The following is a 25,522-nucleotide window of genomic DNA, read 5'->3' on the forward strand; positions in this document are numbered from 1 at the left end:
ATGCTAATTAATGCGATTTGATAAGTTTGGTGGTGATATTGACGCCACTGCCAGTTACCCGAAGGAAATACACACCTGTCGCCAGCTGCTGAGTTGAAAGTTCAAGCGTGCTGTACCTGCTTCCAGACACAATGGCCTGCTCGATCACCACACGGCCTTGGGCATCTGCCACAGTCACCTGGATCGGACCAGCAGTTTCAGCTGCTATGCTTACCTGCACACTGTGAGAGAATGGATTCGGGTAGGCTTTAACAGAGGCGCTTGTTTCCTTCATGTGCACTGCCACTGTTTTGCTGTAATCAAACGTGCCATCATAATCCACTTGGCGCAGGCGGTAGTAATTTACTCCTGTGCCCGGGTTTTTGTCTGTAAAACTGTAAGAGTTGGTGAGGCTGCTGGTTCCTTTGCCCTTTACCTGTCCAACCAGGGTGAACTTGCGCCCGTCTTGGCTACGCTCCACCTCGAAGCGATCGTTATCGCGCTCAGAGGCGGTTGACCATTGTAGTAGTACCTGGTTTTGCCGGGCTACGGCTTTAAATGAAACCAGTTCAACCGGAAGCGGCGTGATGCTCTGCAGTTCGATCTTTTGCTCGAGCTCAACAGGGCAGCCAGAGTTGATGTTGCGGGCTGCAACTGTATAGGTTTTTTTCTCAGAGCTTACCACATCAGAAACAAGCACCGCATCGCCACCATTGCCTGCTACTGGAGTCCTAAAATCTGTGCCGTTCATACGGAGTTGGTAAAGCACATTCACTTCCGAATTCCGGACGATCAGGTTCATGGTGCCATCAGCATTTAAAGCGCCTTCTATGAACTCAAGCGTCCTAGATGGCAGGGCATTCACGGTGATGGTCACCTCGTTGCTCATTTGAGTGCCGCAGTAGGTCGGCGCTATACCTGAAGTAGCCTGTATATAGAAGTTGAAGCTACCTGTTGTATTCTGGACAGGGGTTTCAAGGGTGATCTGTCCACCCGTGCCAGCTACCGGAGTACCGACAGCGCTGTTGTCTGCTTTAAGCCTGATCTGATAATTTACATTTGGCTGAGAGCTTGAAACGGTCAGGATGGCTTTAGCACCGATACATACCTGCGTGTTCTGAGCCTTCACCGTAAAAGCGGCCGGGTTTGGATTTACCGTGATGTTGGCCGTATTATTCAGCTCAGCCGCACCGCAGCCAGGGCTCTCGCCGCGCATAGCGGCCACTTTGATCTTCTGGCTGGTGCTCAGCGGGTAAGAGGTAAGCACAATGTCACCGCCATTACCAAGCACGGATGAACTCAGATCGGCTGTGTTGGCTTCGTTCCGGAGTATGTAACTGATGCCTGGTTCAGAGTTGCTGATTCTGATCACGGCACTGCTGTTCTGGCAGATGGCGGAGGCCTGGGCAGTCACCGCTTTGGTTCTGTCAGGTATAGCGGTAGAGCATTGCACGGTTACTCCGGTTGAAGGCCTGCTCTCGTTGGTGCCGATCGTGCCGGAGGTGGCTGTGAGCACACCACCGGCGTACAGCAGCTTTTCAATGTTACTACCACTCAGGCTGCCTATGGTCCAGTTTCCTGCTGCTGAAGAGGTAACAGAGCCCAGGAAATAGCCGTCAATGTAAAGATTGATCGTGGTATTGGCAGGACCGGTGCCTGATACAGCAGTCGCTCCCTCCACATAAGAACCTGTGATGGCAGGTATGGCTGGTGCTATTGTAGCAGCCTGAACAGTAACCGAATTAGATATAGCGCTGGCGCCTTTGCCTGGAGCGGTGGCCGTCGCGGTAATAATGTTACCACTTGTCAGGGTAGAAGATGTAAGGCCACTGAGGGTCCAGTTGCCATAGGCATCTACCACCGGACAGTTAGTAGAGCAAATGGCCTGTCCGTTTCGGTAAACAGTAATTATGGTGCCCGCAGGCTCTGTAGATGTGCCTGACACAGCGGTAGCACCAGCCCGGATAGGGCCATTTACGACCGGAGCAGTAGAAGCTTCTGCCATGACAGTGGCCGAGGTCTCGTTCGATACGCAGATGTTCGGAGACAGCGCACGAGCCGAAACCACCTGGCCCGCCTTCAGCACCATACCTGACATTGTCCAAGCGCCTGCGCTGGTCGCCGTAGTGTTGCCAAATAACTTTCCATTGATCAACACGATAACGGAAGCGTTGGCTACAGCGGTACCCGAGATAGCCGTGGTGCTTTGCAGGATCGGACTTGTTGTGATGGTCGGAGTGGCTGTGGTGGCCAGGTTGCCCTTGCCCACGCATACCTCGTTTGATCGGGCAGAAGCGCATTTGCCGTTTCCTTCCTCCAGTATGGCATAGTAGCTGCCGTTACCCAAAGTAACCGTTCCAGCCACGCACCCTTGCCCCGGGCTACAGTCGGTTGCATTCACACCGTCGCGGCACGTCCAGCCCCAGGTGCCATTGGCCCTCACCGGGATATCAGGTATACCTAACACAGGTCTGTCGGGCTCTCCGAATTTATAGATCCTGATGATGCTGCCCGCAGCAACCCCGGCTGGTACCGTCCCGGTGAACCCTTTGTCTGAGGCGCACAGGATGGTAGGAGTCGCACTGGCCGTACAGACGAAGGCTGGCGATATCACAACAACCTCGTTCGATAGGTGGGAGACAGACTTTCCGGTAGCGGTGGCTGTTGCCGTAAGTTTATCGCTTGCGGCCAGCGCTGTGTTGGCAGGCAAGGTATAGGTCCAGGTGCCACCTGTGCCTACCGTGGTAGTGCCCAGGACTGCACCGTTTAGGTATACCGTAATCACTGTGCCAGCAGCTTCCGCGGAGGTACCGTTTACCCGAAGTGGATTTGAAGCAGTAGACGTACCTGCCGTGTAAGTTCCGGTTATAACCGGAGCGGTACTTCGCAGCGGCGGGAAATCAGACGTGGGCGTTACATTCAGAGCAGTCGGGATGATGCTTTGGATGATATTGGTGAAGGCTGCTGAATAGTTTCCGGCGTATACCTTATCATCTATACCTCCCACATCAGAAATAGGCCCGGCCAAGGCGCTGTGCTGGGCGCTCATGACTGTGTTGGCCACCATGCGTACCGGTGTGCTGGCCGTGAACGACGGAAAGTGTTTGGTTATTTCGGAGAAAGGAATGTAGAAATCGTAAAAATAGTCCGGGCTGCCGCCGTTGGTGGTATAGGCAATCGCTTTCTGGGCATACTGGTCATAAGGCAGGTTTACCAGTTGGCTGCCTACTGCAGGTATGACAGTGTTTACGTTATACAGACGGACTCCAAAGCCCGTCGCCAGCACAATTTCTACCTCGAAGCCAGGGTTGGCCGGGGTATAATCCGGATCGGCATTCGGGCCTGTGTTGCCGAACTTGTTATCCGTGTCGATCAGGATGCTGTAGCCCTTCGAGTTAGGAGCTATACCTCCCAGACGGAAACGGAACATGAGGTTGCCTCCGGACAGGTAGGTATACACTGGGTCTACGTTACCGAACAGGTATGAGAAATCAGAGAAACCATCGGAAGGGCCACGAAGCAAGTCGCCCAGCACCTCGCCTACCGGAAGCGGCAAGCTTCTATACGGAATCTCGCTTTCCTGCACATCATTAAATCGAAAGCCAGCAGGCGTGGCGGGGCTCGAAACATAGCCATCGCCATTGGGGTCAAGCACACTTCTGCCCGCTCCGGTGGCAGGCTTCACGATCATGCCTTTGGTTTGCGCTCGCAAGGCAGGTGTGAGTAGTAATACAAGCAACAGGCTCAATAGAACAGCCTTGAAAAAGGGTAAAATTTGATCCATATAGGTTAAGTAAATAATGGTGTGAAACTTAACCTTCTGATAGATAATATAGAGATGGTGAATCCTACTTAGCTAAGCCTAGCTGGTTAATAGTAGATTCGAAAGAAAAACAAATGCCATTTTAATCAGCACTGTTAGTTTGAGAATAAATAGTGCAAAAAGAGTCATAAATACTTGACAATCAGGTATAGATATTTCTATATCTAATGAGAATTTATTGAATTTTGGATAAAGCCAGTACAAATAGGCTGTTGCAACTTTCCAAAAGATGGAAATGTTATCCTAATTGTGGATTTTTTTGAATGATTTGGACTTCAAACGGAAGTATACAGCTAAGCTTGGAATGAGAAATATTAAGCGTAAGCTATTGAGTCGAACTAGAAGTACTCTGAATTTAGAAAGATAAGTATCTGTTTAAAAGGAGTTTATAGGGTAAGTGATTGATGCAGCTTCACAGCATCAGCAGCTTTATAGGTAAGAGTTCACTGTTGTTTTTTGGACTATTTACTGCATTTTTCCCAAAATGAATCTGTCGTGTGTTAATTAATCGTGCAGCGTAGTTTGGGTAGGAGGCTCGAAGTAGCGCTCGCCCGTGATCAGTTTTTGCATACCTGTAATGGTCTGGTATACCTGATCAAGTTGCGCATCGGTGATGCAGTAGGGGGGAATGACGTAAATAATGTTGCCGAGCGGACGCAAAATCACGCCTTGCTCGAGGGCAAAGCTATACAGGGTGTCGCCCATTTTGTTGAAGTAGGAAGTGCCCTCAGCCTCGAACTCCACCGCCAGAATGGTGCCCTGTAGGCGTACTTCTGCTACCTTGGCCATCGATTTGAACTGTTCGGCAAAAGCGATATGGCGCTGGCCGATGCGGGTGATGTGTTGTTGTGTCTCTTCCTGCAGCAGTAAATCCAGGCTGGCCAAACCGGTGGCGCAGGCGACAGGGTTGCCGGTATAGCTGTGCCCGTGAAAAAGGGTCTTGCGCTTGTCGTCGCTGAGGAAGGCTTCGTAAATCTTTTCGTTGCAGGAAGTGGCGCCCAATGCCATTGTGCCACCTGTAAGCCCCTTCGATAATGTGACCATGTCGGGTTGATGTTGCAGATAGTCACTGGCGAAAGTGCGTCCGGTGCGGCCGAAACCGGTCATCACTTCATCGGCAATGGTTAGGATGTCGTGTTGCTGGCAGATAGAAAGCAACTGGTCGAGCACCTTGGGACTATACATCACCATGCCCGCCGTACCCAGAACCAGCGGCTCGAAAATGAAAGCGGCTATGTCACCATCGTGGGCATAAGCCTCGAGTTGTTTTATGGTTTCTTCTTCCTGCCCAGGTCTGGGCACGTCAATAAAACAAACCTCAAACAGGTAAGACCAGAAAGGAGCCGTAAAGGCGCTGCGGGCGCTCACGGCCATCGCCCCGAAGGTGTCGCCGTGGTAACTGTCCCGGAAGGCGACGATCCTGCGCTTTGGTATACCTGTGTTCTGCCAGTACTGAATGGCCATCTTCAAGGCAACTTCCACGGCAGTAGAGCCATTGTCGGAGTAGAAGATGCGGCTTTGGCCTTTGGGTAATATTTGAATCAAACGCTCGGCAAAAGTGACGGCGGCGGGGTGCGTGAAGCCGGCAAAAATGACGTGCTCCAGCGTCTGCAGTTGTTCGTGCACTTTTTGCGCGATGTAGGGGTGGGCATGTCCGTGCAGGTTCACCCACCAAGAAGCCACGGCATCGATATAGGTCTTTCCATCCTCAGCAAACAACAATGCGCCCTCGCCCCGCACAATAGGTATAGGGAGGACGGCAGTCTTCATCTGTGTGTAAGGGTGCCAGATTACATTGTGATCGCGTTCGGCCAGGTTGCCGGAAGATGAAGTGGACATGCGTTACAAATGATTTCTACAAAAATAGGGAGGGCAGGGCAGGATGCCTAAGACTTTCCCTTCGAAATCCTTTGCAGGATCTTTTTGCCCCGGCTCTGCATGGCCGGAGAACCCTCTTTCAGCAGGTACTCGACCTGTGCTTTTAGCTCATCATTCACCCACGGGAATTCAGCTTGAAGGTATAGCAGCACATCCAGGCAATTGACCTGAACAGCAACCGGCGTGTGCGGATGGATGAGCCAGTCAAAGACAGTCTCCACCACCGGTGCCCGATCAGGTATAGCCTGCCAGGCGGCGCTATACCTGAGGTCAGCTTTTGGGGCAATGCAAAACATCAGGATCTTGGTGAAGTGACGCTGGCAACTCAGATTCTGCTGTTCGGGCAAGCGCTTTACAAACTCTGGCAGGTATGGCGCAAAGCGGTCCGGATTGCGATGAGCTACCTCTTCCAGAACCCAGGATGACCGAAACGCCACAGAAGGGTGCTCCTTTAGAAAACAGAGCGAGAGCAGATCGTGTACGGGTAGCCGGCCTGCTCCTGTCAGGGTGGCAAGCTCCTGTACCTGCACCTTTTTCAGGGGGCCGGATAGGGCTTTGAGCAATTCAGCTGTTTGCATGTGCCCAAGTTAAAACTTAATTCCTTCAGGTATAGTGTAGTAGAGTTTAATCGATAGGCAAGGTATAGGTGTATCCTTTGTTATAAATTACAGATAAGGCACGAAATCTTTAGCATACGCTGCTACGGCCTCCTGGCAAAAATCAGCTTCCTGCCGGATAGACGGCAGACGACGCAGCCCGGTATACTTGATGATGAAATCCTCGGAAGTCTGGTTTTCCTCGCCGTTGAAGATGATGCCTGCCACCGGCACTTTGCGGTAGCGCAACACTTCTGCCGTGAGCAGGGTGTGGTTGATCGAGCCCAGGTAGTTTCTCGAAACCAGGATCACCTCCAGCCCCAGTTGCTGCACCAGGTCCAGCACCAGGTAGCGCTTGTTGAGGGGCACCATCAGTCCTCCGGCTCCCTCCACGATCAGGTTGTTCTCCGTCTCCGGCAGCTTCAGTCCGTGCACGTCGATCTCAATGCCTTCGGCCGCCGCCGCTTTGTGCGGAGAAGACGCCATTTTGAGCCGGTAAGCCTCCGGGTGAAACACGGATCGTTCATTCGAAACCAGACTTTTGACCATGTCTGTGTCGGTGAAGTCCAGGCCGCCTGCTTGCACAGGTTTCCAGTAATCGGCTTGCAGGGCTTCGGTGAGAATGGCTGCGGCAACTGTTTTGCCCACGTCCGTTCCGATGCCTGTTACAAAATATCTTTTCATGTACCTTTCGCTATGGCCTGCACGAGGCCGTCAATTTCTTCTTCACTATTATAGGCATGCACGATCACGCGGAGCCGCTCTGTACCGGCGGGCACAGTAGGGGACAGCACGGGGCGTACATCAAATCCAGTTTGTTGCAACGCAGCCGCCAGCGCTTTTAGTTGCCGGGACTGTTGCGGGAAAACAGATAGGATAACACTGTCTTCCGGGGTGCAGCGTATGCCGCTCAGTTTGTTCAGTTTTTGGTACAGTCGGGTCGCGAGTTGCTGCACGCGCTCACGCTCGGGCTTGAGTTCGGGCAGCAGGGTATAAGCACACTTCAGGGCCACCAGCGCATGTGTCGGGAGGCCTGTGGTGTAAATGAATGCTCTACTATAGTTTATCAAAAAGTCGCGCAGCACCTGTGGCCCGACCACGGCAGCTCCATGGCAACCCATCGCTTTGCCGTAGGTGATCACCTGCGCAAAGACCTGATCCTCTAATCCTAAGGCAACTGTTAATCCTTCGCCATTCGGGCCATACAAGCCCACAGCATGGGCCTCGTCTACAATCAAAGCGGCTCCCAGTTCGTTGCATACCTGGGCAAGCTCTTTTAAAGGCGCCTTGTCGCCATCCATGGAGTACACTGACTCCACCACCACGTATACCTGACCGGTCGCGTGCTTGAACTTCTGCCGCAGGTCCTCCACGCTGTTGTGGCGGAAGGCGTAGGTTTTGGCAAAGCTCAGCCGCAGCCCGTCCTTCATGGAGCCATGGCTGGCCTCGTCGTAAAACACGGTATCTCCGCGCTGCGGCAAGGCAGACAATAGGCCCACGTTGGCCATATACCCCGAGTTGAAAAGCAGCGCCGCCTCCCCCTTGTGGTAGGACGCAATGGTACCCTCCAGCTCTCCAAAAAGGCCGTGGTTGCCGGAAAGCAGTCGGGAGCCCGTCGCTCCCAAAGGTAAATGTCTATAGTGCTCCTCTTCCTTGTGGATAAGCGCCCGCAATTTCTCACTGCGAGCAAGGCCGAGGTAGTCGTTGGAGCAGAAGTCAATGAGCCCGGCGGTGGTTTTGAGCGACCGCAAGGTATCCTGCGCCGCCCGCTCCGCCAGCTTCTGCTGTAATTTATCTTTCAAGACATCAGACATGGATAAGAATTCAGTTTTCTGATTTCAATGTAAGTTTAATGTCTTGATGCCTCTAAAGTTCAGAGATCAAAATGATGTCATCTCCTGAAGTATGACATCGTTATAATCACGGCAGTGCTTTTACACCAGGATTCCCCTCTTGAGAGAGGCAGAGGTGTGTTATAGCTATTGCCCTAATCCTTCGACCTAGATCCTTTCAGGATGACAGAGGGGAGAGGCTTTCCGGCAAACTTTTATTACCAAACCCCTAGCAAACGTGCTGAGATTCTTCTTTAAAGGATTTTCTAGGAGTAAGACCCAATAGATCAAACATGGCTTTGTCCGCGTCGAAGTCCGGGTTCGGAGTCGTCAGAAGCTTTTCGCCTGTGAAGATGGAGTTGGCGCCGGCCAGGAAGCAAAGCGCCTGATCCGTTACGCTCATGCGCTCACGCCCGGCTGACAGACGCACCATGGTCTTTGGCATCAGGATACGGGCTGTGGCGATCATGCGCACCATTTCCCACACGGTCACCAGCGGCTGGTTCTCGAGCGGCGTACCTTTTACCGGCACCAGCGCATTCACCGGAACAGATTCCGGGTGCTGCACGAGTGTAGACAAGGTATGGAGCATGCCGATGCGGTCTTCGTCCGTCTCACCCAAACCAATGATGCCGCCCGAGCAAACCGATATACCTGCCTTGCGCACGTTCTCGATCGTGTCGAGGCGGTCGTCGTAGGTACGGGTCGTGATGATGTTGGAGTAATTCTCCTCAGATGTGTCGAGGTTATGGTTATAGGCGTACAGACCGGCTTCTTTCAATTTCTCGGCCTGGTACTCGTTCACCATACCCAAAGTACAGCAAACTTCCAGTCCCATCTCGTTTACGCCCTTCACCATGTCGAGCACCTTGTCGAAGTCGCGGTTATCGCGCACTTCGCGCCAGGCTGCGCCCATGCAGAAGCGGGTAGAACCACCGTCTTTGGCACGTTGCGCCGCCGTGAGCACCTGCTCCTGGCTTAACAGTTTGTGCACATCCACGCCTGTGTGGAAGCGTGCCGCTTGCGGACAATAAGAGCAGTCTTCCGGGCATCCGCCGGTTTTAACAGACAGTAAGGTACATACCTGTACTTCTCCGGTGGCCTGGTGCTGCTTGTGCACGTTGGCTGCCTCTACAATCAGTTCCAGCACTGGCTTGTAGTAGATCGCTTTGATTTCGTCTATGGTCCAGTCGTTTCGAATAGCTGCGTTTTGTCCGTCTTGCATCATGGTGGCTCGGGTTTGGATGACGAAGGTAAATTGAAGATTTAGGAATAAAAAATCAAGTCTGGGGGTATGTTTGGTGGATAACTTGTTAACTATTTAAGCTACAGTGTTATTTCTGTGGATAAAATGGTTTGTTAATTTGTTGGGAAGCTGAATTTAATGGGTCGGGGTTGGAACACAGGTATGGGCGGAAAGAGTAGCGGAGTTTAACTGCTTTTGAAGATGGCAGGTCTGCTACGAGCATGGCAACGGAATGCGTGGTTTTGAGGTATACCTGAATCTGTAAATTGTACCGTTCTCTCCAGACTTGTTGATATATGCATTTGACTTCTACTTCCCTGGTTACCACGTCTTTGCTGCTTACGCCTGAAAAGGTGCTCCGGAGCCTCGCGATAATTATTTTCGTACTGCTTCTCGCTGATATCGCCGGGATTATACTGGATGGTGTATTGCGCCATGAATCCAGATTGACGCGGATATTGATGTATTACTTCACTTTCAATGGTGAGAGTAACATACCTGCTTTCTTCTCTTCTGTGATGCTGTTGGCAGCTAGCGGGCTCCTCTTTTTGCTGCACCGTCAACAGAAAATCACGCCACAGGAAAGCTATACCCGCCATTGGTTTGTGCTGGGGTGCATCTTCCTGTTCATGGCCATTGACGAGAACACGCAGATACATGAGCGTGTGGCTGACTTTGTACGACCGCGTCTGGCAACCGATTTGTCAGGTATGCTGCACTGGGCCTGGGTGGTGCCTTACAGCGTGCTCACGCTTGCTGTAGTCGCTTACTTCATAGGGTTCGTGCTCCGGCTGCCCAACCATACCCGCAATCTAATCCTGCTCTCAGGAGCGCTGTTCGTGGCGGGCGCTCTGGGACTGGAGTTTTTTGAGGGCTATCTGTACAAGCGCTACGGTATTGACCATCTGTACAATCGCATCCTGTATTGCCTGGAAGAGCTGATGGAAATGTCCGGGGTGGCGCTGTTCATTTACGCCTTACTTGATTACCTGGCAAGGTATGGCACCCAGATCATGATAGCTCCCAAAGACAGCGAAGCATAATATTCGTACCTTTGCGGGTATGTGGGCGTTTGCCCAGGACTTCATACCCGGATTTATGTCATTCTCGTCACTAGGCCTTTCGGCGCCACTTCTTCGTTCCATCCAGGCCCAAGGCTATACCGCGCCCTATCCTATACAGACGCAGGCTATACCTGCCATACTGAAAGGGAAAGACCTGCTAGGTATAGCGCAAACAGGCTCGGGCAAGACGGCCAGTTTTGCTCTACCTATTCTGGAGCTATACCAGCAGAAGCCATCCGGCCGCAACCGTTACGTGCGCACGCTGGTGCTCGTGCCGACGCGGGAGCTAGCAGTGCAGATCGAAGAGGTGTTCCGGGCTTTCGGCAGAGAACTGGACAGACCAGTGAAGACGCTGGCGGTGTATGGCGGTATTTCGATCAATCCGCAGATGATGAAACTGAGCGGTACGGATGTGCTCGTGGCCACGCCCGGCCGTCTGCTTGACCTGATCGAGCACAAAGCGGTACACCTCTCGGAGGTAGAAACCCTGGTACTGGACGAGGCCGATAAAATGCTGAACCTGGGTTTTCAGGAAGAGGTGAACAAGCTGCTCGCCATGCTGCCTGCCCAGCGTCAGAATCTGTTGTTCTCGGCCACACTGAGCCAGGATGTGGAAGACCTGATCGCGAAGCTCTTGGCTGACCCCGTGCGGGTAACAGTGCAGGAAGAAGCGACCGTGCCGGAGCTGATCAAGCAAGTGGCCTATCAGGTAGATGCTGAGAAGAAGGGGCCTTTGCTGCGCTACCTCATCCGGCAGAATGACATGCAACAGGTGCTGGTGTTTGCTTCGTCTATCCGGACGGCCGACAATGTGGTGGGCAAACTGAAGAAACATGGGATAGAGGCCGCTGCTTTTCACGGCGATAGGAGCCAGGGCGGCAGGACGGAGGCGCTCCGCCAGTTCAAAGCCGGCAAACTCCGCGTGTTAGTGGCCACTGACCTCGCCTCACGAGGTATAGACATCAAGTTTTTGCCCTACGTCATCAACTACGAGCTGCCCCGCTCCCCAAAAGACTACGTGCACCGCATTGGCCGCACGGGCCGTGCTGAAGCCTCCGGTGAAGCCATTTCACTGATCACGACAGAAGACGCGCACCATTTCAAGATCATCCAGAAGAAGATGGGCGTGCGAGTGGAAATTCTGCCTACCGACGAGATCGATCTGCAAGGGCAGTAAGGTATAGGAAGGTATAGCGTTTGGCGCAGGCATACGCTATACCTTCCTATACCTAAGCAATATTTTATCCCTTTTTCAGCAAATGACTCAGGTCGCCGGCCCGGAGCCAGCGGTAGCCATAGGCATCCATCTTAATGTTGTGCCTGCCTTTGGCATCAGCCTCACTTTCGTAGTTCACCATCAGGTCGATTAGCTTTTGCTCTTTCTCCTGCTTGTCCTGCCCCGTTTGTTTCAGGTCGAGCACGACTTCATGCGTTTTCTCGTCGAAATTGTGCAGAATGATCAGCGAACTTCCCTGCCAGCTGTAGTGGAGGCAGAGTACCTTCGGCTTGTTGGTTTTCAGGATCTGCCAGTCCCCGAATCCAATCTCCGTGCACTCCTGTCGTAGGCGAATCAGGGCGGTCATCCAATTGAGGAGCGAGTCAGGATCGCGGCGCTGGTTCTCGACGTTGATGTGGTGGTAAGAATAGGGGCCTTTGTCGATAACGGGGTGCACAAGTTTGTCGGCGGTAGAGAAACCAGCCTGGTAGTCATCTGTCCATTGCATAGGGGTGCGCACCGCATCGCGCTCGTTCAGGCTGAGGTCATCGCCCATTCCTATTTCGTCGCCGTAGCGGATAACCGGCGTGCCTGGCAGCGAGAACATCAGGCTGTAGGCCAGTTCGCTATGCTGCCTGTTGCCCAGCATGGCGGAGAGGCGGCGGCGAATACCCCGATCGTAGAGCTGCATATTGTCATCCGGTGCAAAACGGGCAAACACTTCTTCGCGCTGTTCATCCGTCAGGCGACCAAGGTCTAGCTCGTCGTGGTTGCGCAGAAAGTGTGCCCACTGCACCGTCGGGAAGTCAGTTCGGGTTGCCACCAGCGCGTCAATCAGCGGATCAATATTGGAAGTGGCCAGTGCGTAGAACATGTACTGGTTCACATAGAAATTAAACATCATGTGGATGCCATTTCCTTCTTCGCCAAAGTATTTTTTGTTCTCCTCGGGCATCACGTTGGCCTCACCCAGTAAGATCGCTTCGCCCCGCCGCCACTGCACAAAGCGCCGCATCTCGCGCAGGTAGTCGAAATTGAGTTCGTGCTTGCTTGTGTTCGGTTCCGGCGACTCGATCATGAAAGGCACGGCATCTACCCGGAAACCCGCTATACCCAATTCCAGCCAAAAACCGATGATGCGTTTGATCTCGGCACGCACTTCCGGGTTGTCCCAGTTGAGGTCGGGCTGAAAATGATGGAAACGATGGAAGTACCAGGCTTTGGCTTTCTTGTCGTAGCTCCAGGTGGAGTCCTGCACGCCCGGAAACACCATGCCCTTGTTCCAGTCCGACGGCTTCTCTTTGTTCCAGACATACCAGTCGCGATGCCTGGCGGTTTCGCTGCTTCGGGCATCCTGAAACCAGGGGTGCTGGTCGGAGGTATGGTTCACCACCAGGTCGATGATGACCTTGATGCCACGCTTATTGGCCTGGTGCATAAACTCCACGAAGTTTCCGCTGGAGCCGTGCCTCGGATCCACACCGTAATAGTCAGCGATGTCGTAGCCATTGTCCTTGTTGGGAGTGGGTTGGAATGGAGCGAGCCAGATGCAATCGATGCCCATCGCATTCAGGTAATCCAGGCGGCGGGCAAGCCCTTCGAAGTCGCCCACCCCGTCACCATTCAGGTCCATGAAGGTTTCGAGGTCGAGACTGTAGATGATGGAATTTTTGTACCAGAGCTCATCAAGCATAGTGAATCAGTTTTGGTTGGTTAAAACATGATTCGTCTATACGGGAGAAGGCCGGCAATAGTCGGAGGGAGGTATGAAAGGAAGGGAGGCGCTTATAGCATATTTCGAGCGATCCAGTCGCTGTAGCGCATCTCAAATTTAATTTCGGAGCGGCCGTGTATACCTGTCTCGTGCCAGCCCTGGCGGCGGTAAAATTGCTCTGCCCTGGTGCCGGGGTCGGTGCCTAGCCAGATGGTTATTGTCGTTTGCTCGAAGTACCAGTCCAGCATGAGGTGGTGCAGTTGCCTGCCTATACCTTGGCCCTCAAACTCGGGCAGCAGGAACAAGGCCCAAACGTTGTGCTCCTGCAAGTCAACAATGGAAAAGCCCACTACTTGTCCCGCCACCTCACAAACCCAGCCTTTGCCACGCTCCGTCAGGTATAGCGCACAGAGTTCGTCCGTTACCAGCGCCGGGTCGGAGAGGATGTTTTCCTTTACCGAATGCCGGATGATCTGGAGTTGGGGAATGTCGGCGGGGGTGGCTTCGCGGAAGAGCATGGTCGTATCAGGTATAAGTTTCAATTTTAGAGCCTCAAAATAAACAAAAAATCCCCCACTCTCTCAAGCGGGGGATTTTGCTATACCTCAGGTTCTCTTATTTCTTCTTCTCTTCCACCACTTCACCGTTACGGAAGAGTGTGGTCTTGTATACCTTGCCTTCGGCGTTGTGGTACTTCCAGGTGCCCGTGGCTTTGTTGTTGCGGTGCTGACCGATAACTTCTACTTTACCGTCCTCGAAATACTGCTTGAAAGGCCCAAAGCGAAGCCCATCCTTGTAACTGGTCTCAGATTTTAGCTTGCCACTTTCATAGAATTCCTGGCTGCTCACGATTTTGCCATCGCCTTTGCCGTAGGTATACTTGGCTTTGGCCTGGCCATTTTCATAGTAGACAACACGCTCACCGGTCAGCTTATCGGCATTGTAGTTTTCGGATACTTCCACTTTTTTGCCGGGAGCATCATAGTAGGTTTTCCAGTTGCCGGTGCGCAGCTTATTTTTGTATTGCTCCTCGGCTTTCAGGTTGCCGGAAGGGTAGTAGGACATGATCTTGCGGTCATCGCCGTTGTTGCTGTACTGGCCTTCTTCCTTCAGCTTGCCGTCTTCGAAGTAGATCTGCGAAAGCCCCTGTATCTGCCCGTTGCGGTAGTTGATCATGCTGCGCAGGTTGCCGTTCTCGAAGTATGCTTTGGATGGGCCGTGCATTTTGCCTGAAACGAAGCTGCCCTCAGTACTGAGTTTGCCGCTGCGGTAATAGCTCTTGAACGTGCCGTTGCGCTGACCGGCTACGTTTACCACTTCTGTCTCAAGTTGCCCGTTGTCGAAGTAGGTTTTGTAAGAGCCCTCCAGCATGCCGTTGCGGTAAGTGGCGTCGGTTTCCAGGTTGCCGTTTTCGAAGTAGGTTTTGGCAGGACCGTTCTGCTGGCTGTTCTTGTAGGTGATCTCTGACTTGAGCTTGCCGTTCGGGTAAAACTCCCGCACCAGCCCCTCCGGGAAACCGTTCACAAAATTTGTTTCCTTGCGCACTTTGCCGTCCGCGTAGAAGGTCTTGAACACATTGCTTTGCTGGTCCTTTTCGTAGCTGCCTTCCTGCAGCAGTCGGCCGTCCGGATGGTAGGCCCTGAAAGGCCCCTGCTTCTGATCCCGCACATAAGTTACCTGCATGCGGGGCTGTCCGTTCTGGTAATACTCGGTGAACACGCTGTCTTTCTTCCCCTCCACAAATTTGGCAAAGGCCTCCCGCTCACCGGTTGGGTAATAGCGGTTGTAGTAGCCCACAATGGCCGAGTCGGGCGTCATGTAGTATACCTCCTTCACGCTCGTCATGGACTCGTCGTGGTAGGTCACCACTTTGCGTGTGGACTGCCCGGAAGCCGAAGCACTGATTAGTAGAACAGCAGGTAGGATGAATAGCAATTTCGACATGGATACTATGATTTGTCTGTCATGAAGGTATAGGGCTATACCTGTTTTTTGATGATTTCTTTTGCCACTAATTTCAAAAACGGGTCAGCATCCCGCACATACTGCTGCGCCAGTTCCACCGCCTTGGCACGGTTCACTTTGTTCAGGCTCAGCAAAGCGCGTCGCTTCACGTATTTGTCGTCTTCGCTGTTGATCAGTTGCAGGAGCATTTTCTCCCGGCCCTCCACGTCAACATGACCAAGCAATTCAGCCATTTGCCACCTGGCCTGCGACTGGTCAGAGAAAACAGCTTTCCGCACAAACCGCAGCGGGTTCTCCAGCTTCTCCTCTGCGCTTTTCAGCACCACACCGGCTTCATTGTCGATGGCCAGCGCGTACACCAGCAACTGCGCCAGATCATGGTTAAACTCCCGATTGAGCTGTTCCAGCGCTTCAATGGCTGCCTTGTGCAAAGCATCCCACTCCGGGTACTCGACTTCCCACTCACCTAAACCTCTTTGTTCGTTATAAGTGTCGGGCGTCATTTTGGCCCATTCCCAGAATTTGGCCAGTTCGATTTCTAATGACATAAGCGCTTCAAATTGAATAAACACCAAAAGTGTGGCGAACAGTTTAATCTGCAGGCCAAGGTATAAAAAAGAAGCCTTACGAAATAACGTAAGGCTTCCTGCAAATAATATACCGCAAAGCGGGGATTACATTTTCTCGATCACAAGTGCAGAGGCACCGCCACCGCCATTGCAGATACCGGTCACGCCGATCTTGCCGCCTTTTTTGTCGAGCACGTTGCATAGCGTCGTCACGATGCGGGCACCGGAAGCGCCTAGTGGGTGACCCAGCGATACGGCACCACCGAACACGTTCACGTTGCCGCCTTCCAGACCAAGTTTCTGGTTGTTGGCGATCGATACCACCGAGAAGGCCTCGTTGATCTCGTAGAAATCAACTTCCTCAGGCGATACACCCGCATTTTTCAACGCTTTCGGTATAGCCAGTGATGGTGTTGTGGTGAACCAGATCGGGTCCTGCTCGGCGTCCGCAAAGCCACGGATCTTCGCGATCGGCTTCAAACCAAGCTCCTCTGCTTTCTCTTTGCTCATCAGCAACAGCGCCGCAGCACCGTCGTTCAGGGTGGAGGCGTTTGCAGCCGTTACCGTGCCTGCCTTGTCAAACACAGGGCGCAGACCGGCGATCTTGTCGAAACTTACTTTCTTGTATTCTTCATCTTCTGACACCACGATCGGGTCTTTGCCACGCTGTGGAATTTCAACCGGCACGATCTCGTCTTTCATCATACCTGCCTCGGCGGCAGCGGCCGATTTCTTGTAAGAACTGATGGCGTACTCATCCTGCATTTCGCGGGTGATCTTCATCTCGCGGGCGGTGTTCTCCGCGGCATTGCCCATGTGGAAGTCATTATACACATCCCACAAGCCGTCTTTCAACAGGCCATCCGTCATCTGGCCGTGACCCAGCTTTGCTCCGAAACGTGCTTTGTCGAGGTAAAACGGTACGTTCGACATGCTCTCCATGCCACCTGCCACAATAATATCTTTGTGGCCCAGCATGATGGCCTGCGCCGCAAACATGATCGCCTTCGTGCCCGATGCGCATACCTTATTCACAGTCGTACACTCTACTTCATAGCCCAGCCCCGCCTTGATGGCAGCCTGACGCGCAGGGGCCTGCCCCACGTTGGCCGACAGCACGTTGCCCATGATCACCTCCTGTACTAAGCTTTTGTCAACGCCGGCTTTCTCGAGCGCACCTTTGATAGCGGCTGCACCCAGTTCCGTGGCAGAAAGGCTGGCCAAAGCGCCGCCAAAGCTTCCGATCGGGGTACGCACAGCCGAAATAATATATACTTCCTTCGTTTGCATAAGATTGTGTCTAATAGTTTTATAGTGTGAAATTATCAGGATTCAAGCGGAAAACCAAACAATCGTTAGGTAAATGGCTGGTTTAGGGTTTTAGGGCTTAATTGTTAAATTGTTATGTCTGAAAAGGGGACTTTAGCAGCACATAAAAATTGCTGCGAAACCATCTGCCTTTAAACCTTTCTTATAGAGTTGCCTCTAAAGGTATAACGCGCGCAGCCGCAAAATAATTTGTACATTTAGAGACCAATCAAATCCGCTAACCGATAGCCAAACCTTTTACAATGAAGAAATTCCTATTGTTGATGGCACTGTTTGGGGCCGGCCTCAGTCAGGCACAGGCACAGCAGCAAGCCAGCAAAAAACCACTCACCCACGACGTATACGACAGTTGGAAAGGCGTAGCCGGCGACAAGCTCTCCAATAACGGCCAGTACGTGCTTTTCAATGTCGATCCGCAGGAAGGCGATGGCGCCCTCTACATCCGAAACTACGCCAGCAAGGCCATGCGGGAGTTCTCGCGTGGCACCAAAGCGGAGTTCACCAACGACAGTCGCTACGCCATTTTCCAGATCAAGCCGGAGTATAACAAGGTGCGTGCGCTCAAGCTGAAAAAGAAGAAAGGCGATGACCTGCCGAAAGACTCGCTGGCCATTGTGGCGCTGGAGAACATGAACGTGGTGAAAGTGCCGCGCGTGAAATCCTACAAGTTGCCGAAAGAGGGAAACAATTGGGTAGCTTACCAACTCGAGAAACCGGTTCCGGCGAAAAAGGAGACAGCCAAGAAAGGGGATACGAAAACAGAACCCGCTATACCTGAGACTCCGAAGACTGAGCCTGCCAAGACAGCTGCCGCGAAATCTGCCGCCAAACCAAAGCAGAAGAAATCGGAAGGCACAGAGCTGGTGCTTCGTAACCTTCAGGACGGGCAGGAGCACCGCTTCAACCGTGTGGTGGATTACATGTTCTCCGAGAAAGGCAACATGCTGTACTTCGTGAAGGATGAGTTGGACTCGCTGCACACTGCCGGGGTTTACGCCTTCAATATCGCCGACCTCAAGGTCATGCCGATCGATACGGGTAAGGTGACGTACACGGGCATCAGCACGGACAAGGCGGGCGAGCAGTTGGCTTATGTGGCGACCACCGACACTGTGGGAGCGGAGCTACGCTATTTCAACCTCTACCACTGGAACAAGAAGGATAATAAAGCCATTACGCTGGCTGATACCATTACCAAAGGAATGCCAAAGGCCTGGATGGTGAGTGAGCACGGCAACCTGCGCTTCTCAGAAGACGGCCGTCGTTTGTTCTTCGGCACTTTCCCGCGCCCGACGCGCTTCGAAAAGGACACGACCAAACTCGAGGAGGAAAAGGTGAACCTCGACATCTGGGGTTACAAAGATCCCCTGATCCAGCCAATGCAGCTCAAGCAACTGAGCCGTGACCAGAAGCGCTCTTTCCTGGCCATGTACGACCTGCGCGGCAAGAAAATGCAGCAGCTGGCTACCCTCGAAATGCCCGACGTATACCTGGATGCCTACGGCCAGGCAGACGTGGCGCTCGGTGTGAGCGACGAGAAGTACAAAGTGACTATCGGCTACGATACCCCGACCCGCAAAGACGCCTATTTGATCGATCTGAAAAAGGGAACGGCAAAGCAGATTCTGAACGAAACGAGAGGTATGCCGCGCCTGTCGCCGCAGGGTGCTTATGTGTACTGGTACGAGCCAACCGACAGCAGCTGGCATGCCATGACCACCAAAGGCGGTGCCAACATCAACCTGACCAAGCGCATCGGCTTGCCTTTTTATGAAGAGGACAACGACGTGCCGGCCTTACCAGGCTCTTACGGCGCGGCTGGCTGGGTAGAAAAAGACAACGCCTTGCTGGTGTACGACCGCTTCGACATCTGGAAACTGGACCCCAGCGGCAAAAAAGCCCCTGAGAACCTGACTGACAAGTATGGCCGCAATAACAAACTGCGCCTGCGCTACGAGCAACTCGACAGCGAAGAGAAGTTTATTCCCGAGAACGCGACGCTATACCTGAGCGCCTTCAACCTGACCGACAAGTCAAGTGGTTTCTTCCGCGATTATGTGAACAAAACAGCGCAGCCGGAAAAACTGGTGATGACGCCGCATGGCTATACCTCATTCAAGAAAGCCAAAAACAGCGACCGCACCACGTTCCGCCGCGGTTCCTTCCGCGAGTACAACGACCTCTATACCGCTGATTTGAGCTTTGCCAACGTGGAGAAACTGAGCGACGCCAATCCGCAGATGAAGGACTACCTGTGGGGCAATGTGGAACTGGTAAGCTGGAAATCGACCGATGGTATACCTTTGGAGGGTTTGCTTTACAAGCCGGAGAACTTCGATCCCAAAAAGAAATACCCGATGATGGTGTACTTCTACGAGCGCTCCTCTGACGGTATACACAACCACCGTATACCTGCACCAAGTGCCTCTACCATCAACATCCCCTACTTTGTGAGCAACGACTACCTCGTGTTCGTGCCGGACATTGTGTACACCGAGGGCTACCCGGGCGAGAGCGCCATGGACTGCATCATTCCGGGTGTGCAGAGCATCGTAGCACAGGGTTTCGTGGATGACAAGAACATGGCCTTGCAGGGGCAAAGCTGGGGCGGTTACCAGATCGCTTACATGGTGACGCGTACCAACATGTTCAAGGCTGCCATGGCTGGTGCGCCGGTATCGAACATGACGAGTGCGTACGGCGGCATCCGCTGGGGCACGGGCCTGAGCCGTCAGTTCCAGTACGAGCGCACGCAGAGCCGTATTGGCGGCACGCTGTGGGAGAAGCCGATGCAGTTCATCGAGAACTCACCGCTCTTCTTCGCTGACCGTGTGAAGACGCCGCTGCTGATTATGCACAACGACCAGGACGGTGCTGTGCCGTGGTACCAGGGCATCGAGTTCTTCATGGCACTGCGCCGTTTGGAGAAGCCGGTATGGATGCTGGTGTACAATGGTGAGGACCACAACCTGGTGCAGCGCAAAAACCGCAAAGACCTTTCGGTGCGTATGTCGCAGTTCTTCGACCACTACCTCAAAGGCGCTCCGGCTCCGAAGTGGATGGACCAGGGCGTACCTACCTTGCTCAAAGGCAAAGACTACGGTTTTGAACTGACCGAGCCGCAGGTTTCTTCGGCACCGAAGGAATAGAATCATAAATCATTTAAACAAAGGGGGTGTAGCCAGCTGGTTATACCCCCTTTGTCGTTTAAATTCACTTATACTGCAAGTAAGTTTAGCTCTCTTCTGTTTTCTAATGCCATACATTCACCAGCTCGGGCGATGTATTTACGGGGTATTTATGGCATTATATCGATCTGTTTTTGATTTTATTTAAGTTTACTTTCGATTTAATAAAATGCTGAGGATCGTATGGAAAACACCGTCATTGTAGATTCTAGTCTTATTCTTCTGGCAATCATAGGAGGTTGGATGCTGGGTAATATCATGTATCGTAACCGTCAGACTCCTGTAAGTTGGTTTACCTTATTTCTAGTCAACTTTGCTGCCTTATGGTGCATGTTTAACTGGATAGCGCACGTCATAGCCGTCTTGGCCGTCAACGTGCAACGGATTATGGCCGGGTCATTTGTATATACCTTTCCGTTCTATGCTATGCTGCTTATGGGTATTACCTTTATTGCTTTGAGTGTTTTACAACTCAGTCGTATCCGCCAGCTCAGCCAGGGGAAACACTATTTGCGCAAGCAGCTAACCCTCGTAAGCTGGAGTATTGTCGCGCTTAGCCTCCCAATCGTTCCGCTGAACCCCATCGGTCTGCTGCCAGTGATCTCTTCCGTGATTATTTTGGCTACTGTGTCTCTAACCAAGAGCCAATGGAAACCTGCTGCTTTTCAGGAGCATTCCAACACGATCGTATCAGCCTGAGTGCTACCTTATTCTGCGGGGCAGCAGCAAACGCACATGCTGTATAGCACCTTAATACCAAAAGCAACAGGCCGCTCCAACTCGGAGCGGCCTGTTGCTTTTGCAAAAAGAATGTAGAGAGATTTTGTGAATGAAGGGTAATTATTTGGCTTTACCGTTGTTCATCACCTTGATCTGACCACAAGCCACAGGTATGGTTGCGTCATATACGCCATCTACATACATGCCGTGCAGCACGATTACATTGTTCTGCAGCGATCTGACCACTCTTGAAATACCATAGTCATTCATGAAGTTTACCATGCCAGCTGCATCAGCTGTTGGGTATGGGGTTAGTGGTACCAGTACGGGTCCGTAAAATGGCACGCCTTCCACCAGGCTGATCAAGCCATCGCCGTCTGTATCAGCCGACATGGGCGGGCAAACCGCATTTTTATTGGTGTCCGTAAAGCCGTGTATGTGCTGCATGTGCTCCATGTCAGGTGTCAAGCCCGAAGCATCTAACTGCACATCGATCATATCTCCTTTCAGATCTATTGTTGCCATACCACTAACGCCTGAGTTATTCAGTTCCATCAGGTGCACCGTGTATGTTTTATTCAGGTTCATAGAGTTTGCCTGATGTGCCTCCTCTACGCCTTGCGCCGCCAAGCCTGCGTCGGGTGCCACGTCCGCCTGCTCACAGGCATTGAAAGAAAAAAGAATGGCAGCAACTGCTGCATAGGCGGATGTTTTCTGGATAGATTTTTTCATAATTTTATTGAATTTTTTATAAGTGAGATATATACGGTATACAATCGATGAACTAAAGAATTGTTTAGGAATGCGGTGGGAAAGCATTGATTCTTAGTGTGAATGGCTATAAATAACTAGTGAACGGAAAATCCAGTCCATAGAAATAGCCTGCAATGAGAGACCACTCCTATATTGCAAAAGGTATATCCTAAAATTTAGGAGTAACTAAATTGGGGAGGTGGATCGGGCTCGAGTATCGTACGGGCACGGAGTGTATAGGTCACCAGTCATACTCGGCCGCCGCTCGGAGTCTGTGACTTTACATGCAGCAAGCTGTCAGATGCCGCGAAAACAGATTCGGGAAGTTTTTAGTACGCCTTTTCGCTATGAAAAATGAGCATTGCTCCGGTCAATCCGAGCGGTTTTTTGTTCTTCAACTTCTAACTCGAAATTTCTGAATCGTAATTCTCAAGGCTAACCCAGGGTTGGGCAGTGCGCATAAACTGGCCGGTTCCAAAAGCGACCTCTTTCCCTTTTTCATTGTATAAAGTCGCCTCTGCTATAAACAGGTTTTTGCCACTAGAACGCACCGTGCCCACGGCTCTCAAGGTGCCGGAGTTTACCGGGCGCAACAAATTGATCTGAAATGAAGATGTTACGATGAAAACGTCTGTCACCAGCGAGGCTACGGCAAAGTAGGCGGCATCGTCCAGCAGCTTGAAGTAGGTGGCTCCGTGAATGGCCTGTGCGCCATGGAAGTACTTTGGGTCGACCGGAAGCTTTATCTCGGCCTTGCCATGCGCCACCTCGATGCTGCTGCCACTAAACAACTGTTGCACGTTGGCGCTCAGGTATAGCTTTTCCAATTTCCGGTAATGTGCTTTGGGCTCAGTAGACATGCGCTGATTTTTTGTGCAAGTATACGCAATGCTAATCAGGCGATTGCCCTTTTAGGGAGGAAACAAAAGGCAAGGAGTGGAGGATTGTTTGTATATTCGCTTAATGTGAGGTATAGCTGAATAAATGCGTCGCGAAAAAACGATGAAACGGGATTGGCATTCTTTTATCAACTGTACCAGAGCAAAACAATACTAACAATACGATTATGTCAGAAGAATTAAAACAGTGCCCGAAATGTAACTCTCCTTATGGCTACGCGATGGGCGAAGAACTTTACGCTTGTCCGGAGTGTGGCAACGAGTGGAATCCGGGAGAAGTAGAAGAAGAAGTGGGATTGAAAGTAGTGGATGCAAACGGCAACCAACTACAGGATGGCGACACCGTCGTGGTGATAAAAGACTTACCTGTGAAGGGTGCTCCAAAGCCTGTTAAAGCGGGAACAAAAGTGAAGAACATTCGCCTGACCGACGGCGATCATAACATCGACTGCAAGATCGATGGTTTTGGTTCGATGGGGCTCAAATCTGAGTTTGTCAGAAAGGCATAGATAAAGCAGTACTCTTTCACACTTTTACCTTTTTTATGGTTGATATCTTCACCGAAAGAACCATCTACAGACCGCTGACAGAAGTCTCGGCCTATGCCGCTGATCCGGATCATGCGCCTGTGTGGTATGATAACATAAAGTCGGTAGAGTGGAAGACACCAAAGCCTTTGGTAATTGGTTCGCAGGTAGCATTCGTCGCTCACTTCCTGGGCAGGAAACTTGCCTACACTTACGAGATCGTGGAGTACACCCCTGGACAGAAACTGGTGATGCGAACAGCCGAAGGTCCCTTTCCGATGGAAACAACCTATACCTGGAATGCGATCGATGCTGGTAGCACACAGATGACCTTGCGCAATGCCGGGCAGCCTTCAGGCTTCTCAAAAGTATTCGCTCCCTTTATGGCCAGCATGATGCGAAAAGCCAATAACAAGGATCTGAAAAAGCTGAAAGATATACTGGAAAACAACTGACCAATCATCTTTTGAAAAGCAGCTAAGAGAATGGATTACCCTTGCGGTCCCGGCATCAACCACATCGAATTTTGGGTGAAAAACCTGGAGGAATCGGTGAGATTCTATAGCGAATTATTTCCTTTGATTGGCTGGCATGCACTCAACCAAACCTCTTTTAGTTGCGGTCAGCACGAAATCTATTTCAAAGAAATGCCAATCTCTTTTCATGAAAATCTGGGTGTGCGGCATGTCTGTTACCATGCTACTAGCCGGGAGGTGGTAGATGCGGTGGGAGAGTGGTTGCGCCGGCAAAATGCTGACATCATTCGGGGTCCGCTGGAGATGTCGCACTATAGCGCAGGTTACTATACCGTTGATTTTCGCGCCCCGAATGGCTTCGTGTTGGAGGTAGCGTTTACGCCAAATGCCAGGCTTTAAAGCAGCTTCATCAGCAAGCTAAAAAAACAAAGGCAGCTATTACTAGCTGCCCGTTTTCATAGTTATATTTTGTGCTATGAATTCCATATACTCCTAATCCAAAACTATGTTGTGGCAAGATCATAAATTATTGTTGAGGCGCCTTTCTGCTTAGCTATCATACCTTGTTTTAGGGCAGTACCACAGACGCCATTCGCAGTTCTTTCACGCGGTCTTCGAAGTACTCCGCAGGTTTTCCCTCTCCAAGTATAGCCACACTGCTGAACAGGTTTGTGAGCTCCTCACTGTGTTCCGCTTTCTGCCCTTTTCGGATGTCGATGTAAGCAAAACGTGTCCAGATCACGGAGATAATCGCGCCTGTTTTGGGATCGACCATCTGACCTTCCATCATTAAATCAGAACCGCTGTACCAGCGCAGGCAGGTCCTGATCGTCACCGTTTCCATGAACTTCACTTCACGCAGGTAGGCGATTTGGTTAGAGGCCACTACCCAAGCCTTGCCCGTCGTTTTCCCCAGCGCATAAATGTCCAGGTCGTAGTTGTCGCGCAGCTGATCTTCCCGCGCGTTCAGGTAGTAGTTGATGTAGCGGCCGTTGTTCAGGTGACCGAATGGGTCGCAGTCCTCGAAGCGGACCAGCGCCTTGCTCTCCAGTATTTTGCTATACTCTTTTTCCATAGGTAACAAAGTTTAAAAAAGACCGATTGGTTTATTTTAGATTAAAAAAAATCAGGTTTGCAGTTCAGACCCGAGCATATGCTCCAGTTGAGAAATAACGGTGCTGAGGTACTTGTTGTCGCCGTAGGCCTTGGAAAGCATCACGCCCCCTTCAATCATGCTCACAAACAGGATAGAAAATCTGTGGGCATCAGTTTCGCGCTTGAATTCACCCCTCTCTATACCTAGCAGCACAATATTGGCGACCGCCTTATGGAGGCGGTTAAGCACTTTGACCACGCTGGCCCGAAGCAACGGATTGGTATCATCGGCTTCAACTGCTGTGTTCAGAACAGGGCAACCACCCTGCACAGGGGGCGAAAAAAGGTAGGTTTTGTAAAATTGCAGAATGGCTTTCAGTTTATCCGAGGCGCTTTCCTTATTTGCTATCCGCTCACCGATCATGCGTGTGATGATGCCGGCTGCATGTTCAAATGCGGCCAGGGCGATTTCTTCCTTGCTCTCAAAATGCCCGTAAATTCCTCCTTTCGTCAAGCCCGAAGCTGCCATAATATCCTGCATGGACGTGCCGGCATAGCCCTTCTGGTTGAAGAGAGGAGCCGATCGCTCGATGATCAGCTGACGTGTGCGCTCTGCTTTAGATAAAGTTACTTCCATGATACTGATGAATACG

22 protein-coding genes are annotated in these 25,522 nt (G+C 51.8%); 7 read left to right on the forward strand and 15 right to left on the reverse strand.

The window, feature by feature from the left end; translation table 11 throughout:
- Window positions 1–7 precede the first annotated feature (7 nt).
- From Q4E40_RS15895 to bioB, 6 genes are all read right to left on the reverse strand, one after another.
- Entirely contained in the window at window positions 8–3,763 is a 3,756-nt protein-coding gene (locus Q4E40_RS15895) for a T9SS type A sorting domain-containing protein (protein WP_303413547.1), read from the reverse strand.
- A gap of 543 nt (window positions 3,764–4,306) precedes the next feature.
- A complete protein-coding gene (gene bioA / locus Q4E40_RS15900; protein ID WP_303413549.1) occupies window positions 4,307–5,641 on the reverse strand; it encodes an adenosylmethionine--8-amino-7-oxononanoate transaminase in 1,335 nt (444 codons plus the stop codon).
- A gap of 47 nt (window positions 5,642–5,688) precedes the next feature.
- Complete coding sequence (locus Q4E40_RS15905) at window positions 5,689–6,258, reverse strand: hypothetical protein (RefSeq protein ID WP_303413550.1); 570 nt, start codon at window positions 6,256–6,258, stop codon at window positions 5,689–5,691.
- Between the two features lie 87 nt (window positions 6,259–6,345).
- Window positions 6,346–6,960 carry a dethiobiotin synthase gene (gene bioD / locus Q4E40_RS15910; RefSeq protein WP_303413551.1) on the reverse strand — a complete coding sequence of 205 codons (615 nt, stop codon included), beginning with the start codon at window positions 6,958–6,960 and terminating at the stop codon, window positions 6,346–6,348.
- A complete protein-coding gene (locus Q4E40_RS15915; RefSeq protein ID WP_303413553.1) occupies window positions 6,957–8,090 on the reverse strand; it encodes an aminotransferase class I/II-fold pyridoxal phosphate-dependent enzyme in 1,134 nt (377 codons plus the stop codon). The genes bioD and Q4E40_RS15915 overlap by 4 nt, the downstream gene beginning before the upstream one ends.
- A gap of 247 nt (window positions 8,091–8,337) precedes the next feature.
- Complete coding sequence (gene bioB, locus Q4E40_RS15920; RefSeq protein ID WP_303413554.1) at window positions 8,338–9,336, reverse strand: biotin synthase BioB; 999 nt, start codon at window positions 9,334–9,336, stop codon at window positions 8,338–8,340.
- Between the two features lie 479 nt (window positions 9,337–9,815).
- On the opposite strand from bioB, the gene Q4E40_RS15925 reads away from it, so the two are divergent.
- Window positions 9,816–10,397, forward strand: coding sequence for a multidrug transporter (locus Q4E40_RS15925; protein ID WP_303413555.1), 582 nt, complete (start codon window positions 9,816–9,818; stop codon window positions 10,395–10,397).
- Window positions 10,398–10,452: 55 nt separating this feature from the next.
- On the forward strand, window positions 10,453–11,595 hold the full coding sequence (locus Q4E40_RS15930; protein WP_303413556.1) for a DEAD/DEAH box helicase: 1,143 nt from the start codon (window positions 10,453–10,455) through the stop codon (window positions 11,593–11,595).
- A gap of 64 nt (window positions 11,596–11,659) precedes the next feature.
- On the opposite strand, the gene Q4E40_RS15935 is transcribed toward Q4E40_RS15930, so the two are convergent.
- The 5 genes from Q4E40_RS15935 to Q4E40_RS15955 form a co-directional block, all read right to left on the reverse strand.
- Window positions 11,660–13,327 carry an alpha-amylase family protein gene (locus Q4E40_RS15935; protein ID WP_303413557.1) on the reverse strand — a complete coding sequence of 556 codons (1,668 nt, stop codon included), beginning with the start codon at window positions 13,325–13,327 and terminating at the stop codon, window positions 11,660–11,662.
- A 92-nt stretch (window positions 13,328–13,419) separates the two neighbouring features.
- Window positions 13,420–13,866 (reverse strand): GNAT family N-acetyltransferase, encoded by a 447-nt coding sequence (locus Q4E40_RS15940; RefSeq protein WP_303413559.1) that lies wholly within the window; start codon window positions 13,864–13,866, stop codon window positions 13,420–13,422.
- A 97-nt stretch (window positions 13,867–13,963) separates the two neighbouring features.
- The gene (locus Q4E40_RS15945) at window positions 13,964–15,292 is read right to left on the reverse strand and encodes a toxin-antitoxin system YwqK family antitoxin (RefSeq protein WP_303413561.1); all 1,329 of its coding nucleotides are present in this window, start codon (window positions 15,290–15,292) and stop codon (window positions 13,964–13,966) included.
- Between the two features lie 35 nt (window positions 15,293–15,327).
- On the reverse strand, window positions 15,328–15,861 hold the full coding sequence (locus Q4E40_RS15950) for a HEAT repeat domain-containing protein (protein ID WP_303413562.1): 534 nt from the start codon (window positions 15,859–15,861) through the stop codon (window positions 15,328–15,330).
- A gap of 126 nt (window positions 15,862–15,987) precedes the next feature.
- Window positions 15,988–17,172 carry an acetyl-CoA C-acyltransferase gene (locus Q4E40_RS15955; protein ID WP_303413563.1) on the reverse strand — a complete coding sequence of 395 codons (1,185 nt, stop codon included), beginning with the start codon at window positions 17,170–17,172 and terminating at the stop codon, window positions 15,988–15,990.
- A 281-nt stretch (window positions 17,173–17,453) separates the two neighbouring features.
- Between Q4E40_RS15955 and Q4E40_RS15960 the strand changes: the two genes are divergently transcribed.
- On the forward strand, window positions 17,454–20,360 hold the full coding sequence (locus Q4E40_RS15960) for an alpha/beta hydrolase family protein (RefSeq protein ID WP_303413565.1): 2,907 nt from the start codon (window positions 17,454–17,456) through the stop codon (window positions 20,358–20,360).
- 222 nt (window positions 20,361–20,582) lie between these two features.
- Complete coding sequence (locus Q4E40_RS15965) at window positions 20,583–21,098, forward strand: hypothetical protein (RefSeq protein ID WP_303413567.1); 516 nt, start codon at window positions 20,583–20,585, stop codon at window positions 21,096–21,098.
- 141 nt (window positions 21,099–21,239) lie between these two features.
- Here the strand turns inward: Q4E40_RS15965 and Q4E40_RS15970 are convergent, their stop codons facing one another.
- On the reverse strand, window positions 21,240–21,851 hold the full coding sequence (locus Q4E40_RS15970) for a hypothetical protein (protein WP_303413568.1): 612 nt from the start codon (window positions 21,849–21,851) through the stop codon (window positions 21,240–21,242).
- Window positions 21,852–22,273: 422 nt separating this feature from the next.
- Window positions 22,274–22,732 carry a PaaI family thioesterase gene (locus Q4E40_RS15975; protein WP_303413569.1) on the reverse strand — a complete coding sequence of 153 codons (459 nt, stop codon included), beginning with the start codon at window positions 22,730–22,732 and terminating at the stop codon, window positions 22,274–22,276.
- 206 nt (window positions 22,733–22,938) lie between these two features.
- Between Q4E40_RS15975 and Q4E40_RS15980 the strand changes: the two genes are divergently transcribed.
- From Q4E40_RS15980 to Q4E40_RS15990, 3 genes are read left to right on the forward strand one after another with little or no spacing between them, the layout of a single operon-like run.
- Window positions 22,939–23,280: a zinc ribbon domain-containing protein YjdM gene (locus tag Q4E40_RS15980; protein ID WP_303413571.1), complete on the forward strand. Its 342-nt coding sequence runs from the start codon at window positions 22,939–22,941 to the stop codon at window positions 23,278–23,280.
- 35 nt (window positions 23,281–23,315) lie between these two features.
- Window positions 23,316–23,753, forward strand: a complete 438-nt coding sequence (locus tag Q4E40_RS15985) for an SRPBCC family protein (protein WP_303413573.1) — start codon at window positions 23,316–23,318, stop codon at window positions 23,751–23,753.
- A 30-nt stretch (window positions 23,754–23,783) separates the two neighbouring features.
- Entirely contained in the window at window positions 23,784–24,173 is a 390-nt protein-coding gene (locus Q4E40_RS15990; protein WP_303413575.1) for a VOC family protein, read from the forward strand.
- A 169-nt stretch (window positions 24,174–24,342) separates the two neighbouring features.
- Here the strand turns inward: Q4E40_RS15990 and Q4E40_RS15995 are convergent, their stop codons facing one another.
- Both Q4E40_RS15995 and Q4E40_RS16000 read right to left on the reverse strand, forming a co-directional pair.
- On the reverse strand, window positions 24,343–24,849 hold the full coding sequence (locus Q4E40_RS15995) for an acyl-CoA thioesterase (RefSeq protein WP_303413577.1): 507 nt from the start codon (window positions 24,847–24,849) through the stop codon (window positions 24,343–24,345).
- A 51-nt stretch (window positions 24,850–24,900) separates the two neighbouring features.
- Window positions 24,901–25,506, reverse strand: a complete 606-nt coding sequence (locus tag Q4E40_RS16000; protein ID WP_303413578.1) for a TetR/AcrR family transcriptional regulator — start codon at window positions 25,504–25,506, stop codon at window positions 24,901–24,903.
- Between the last annotated feature and the right edge of the window lie 16 nt (window positions 25,507–25,522).

The organism is Pontibacter coccineus, from assembly GCF_030546575.1.
GTDB lineage: Bacteria > Bacteroidota > Bacteroidia > Cytophagales > Hymenobacteraceae > Pontibacter > Pontibacter coccineus.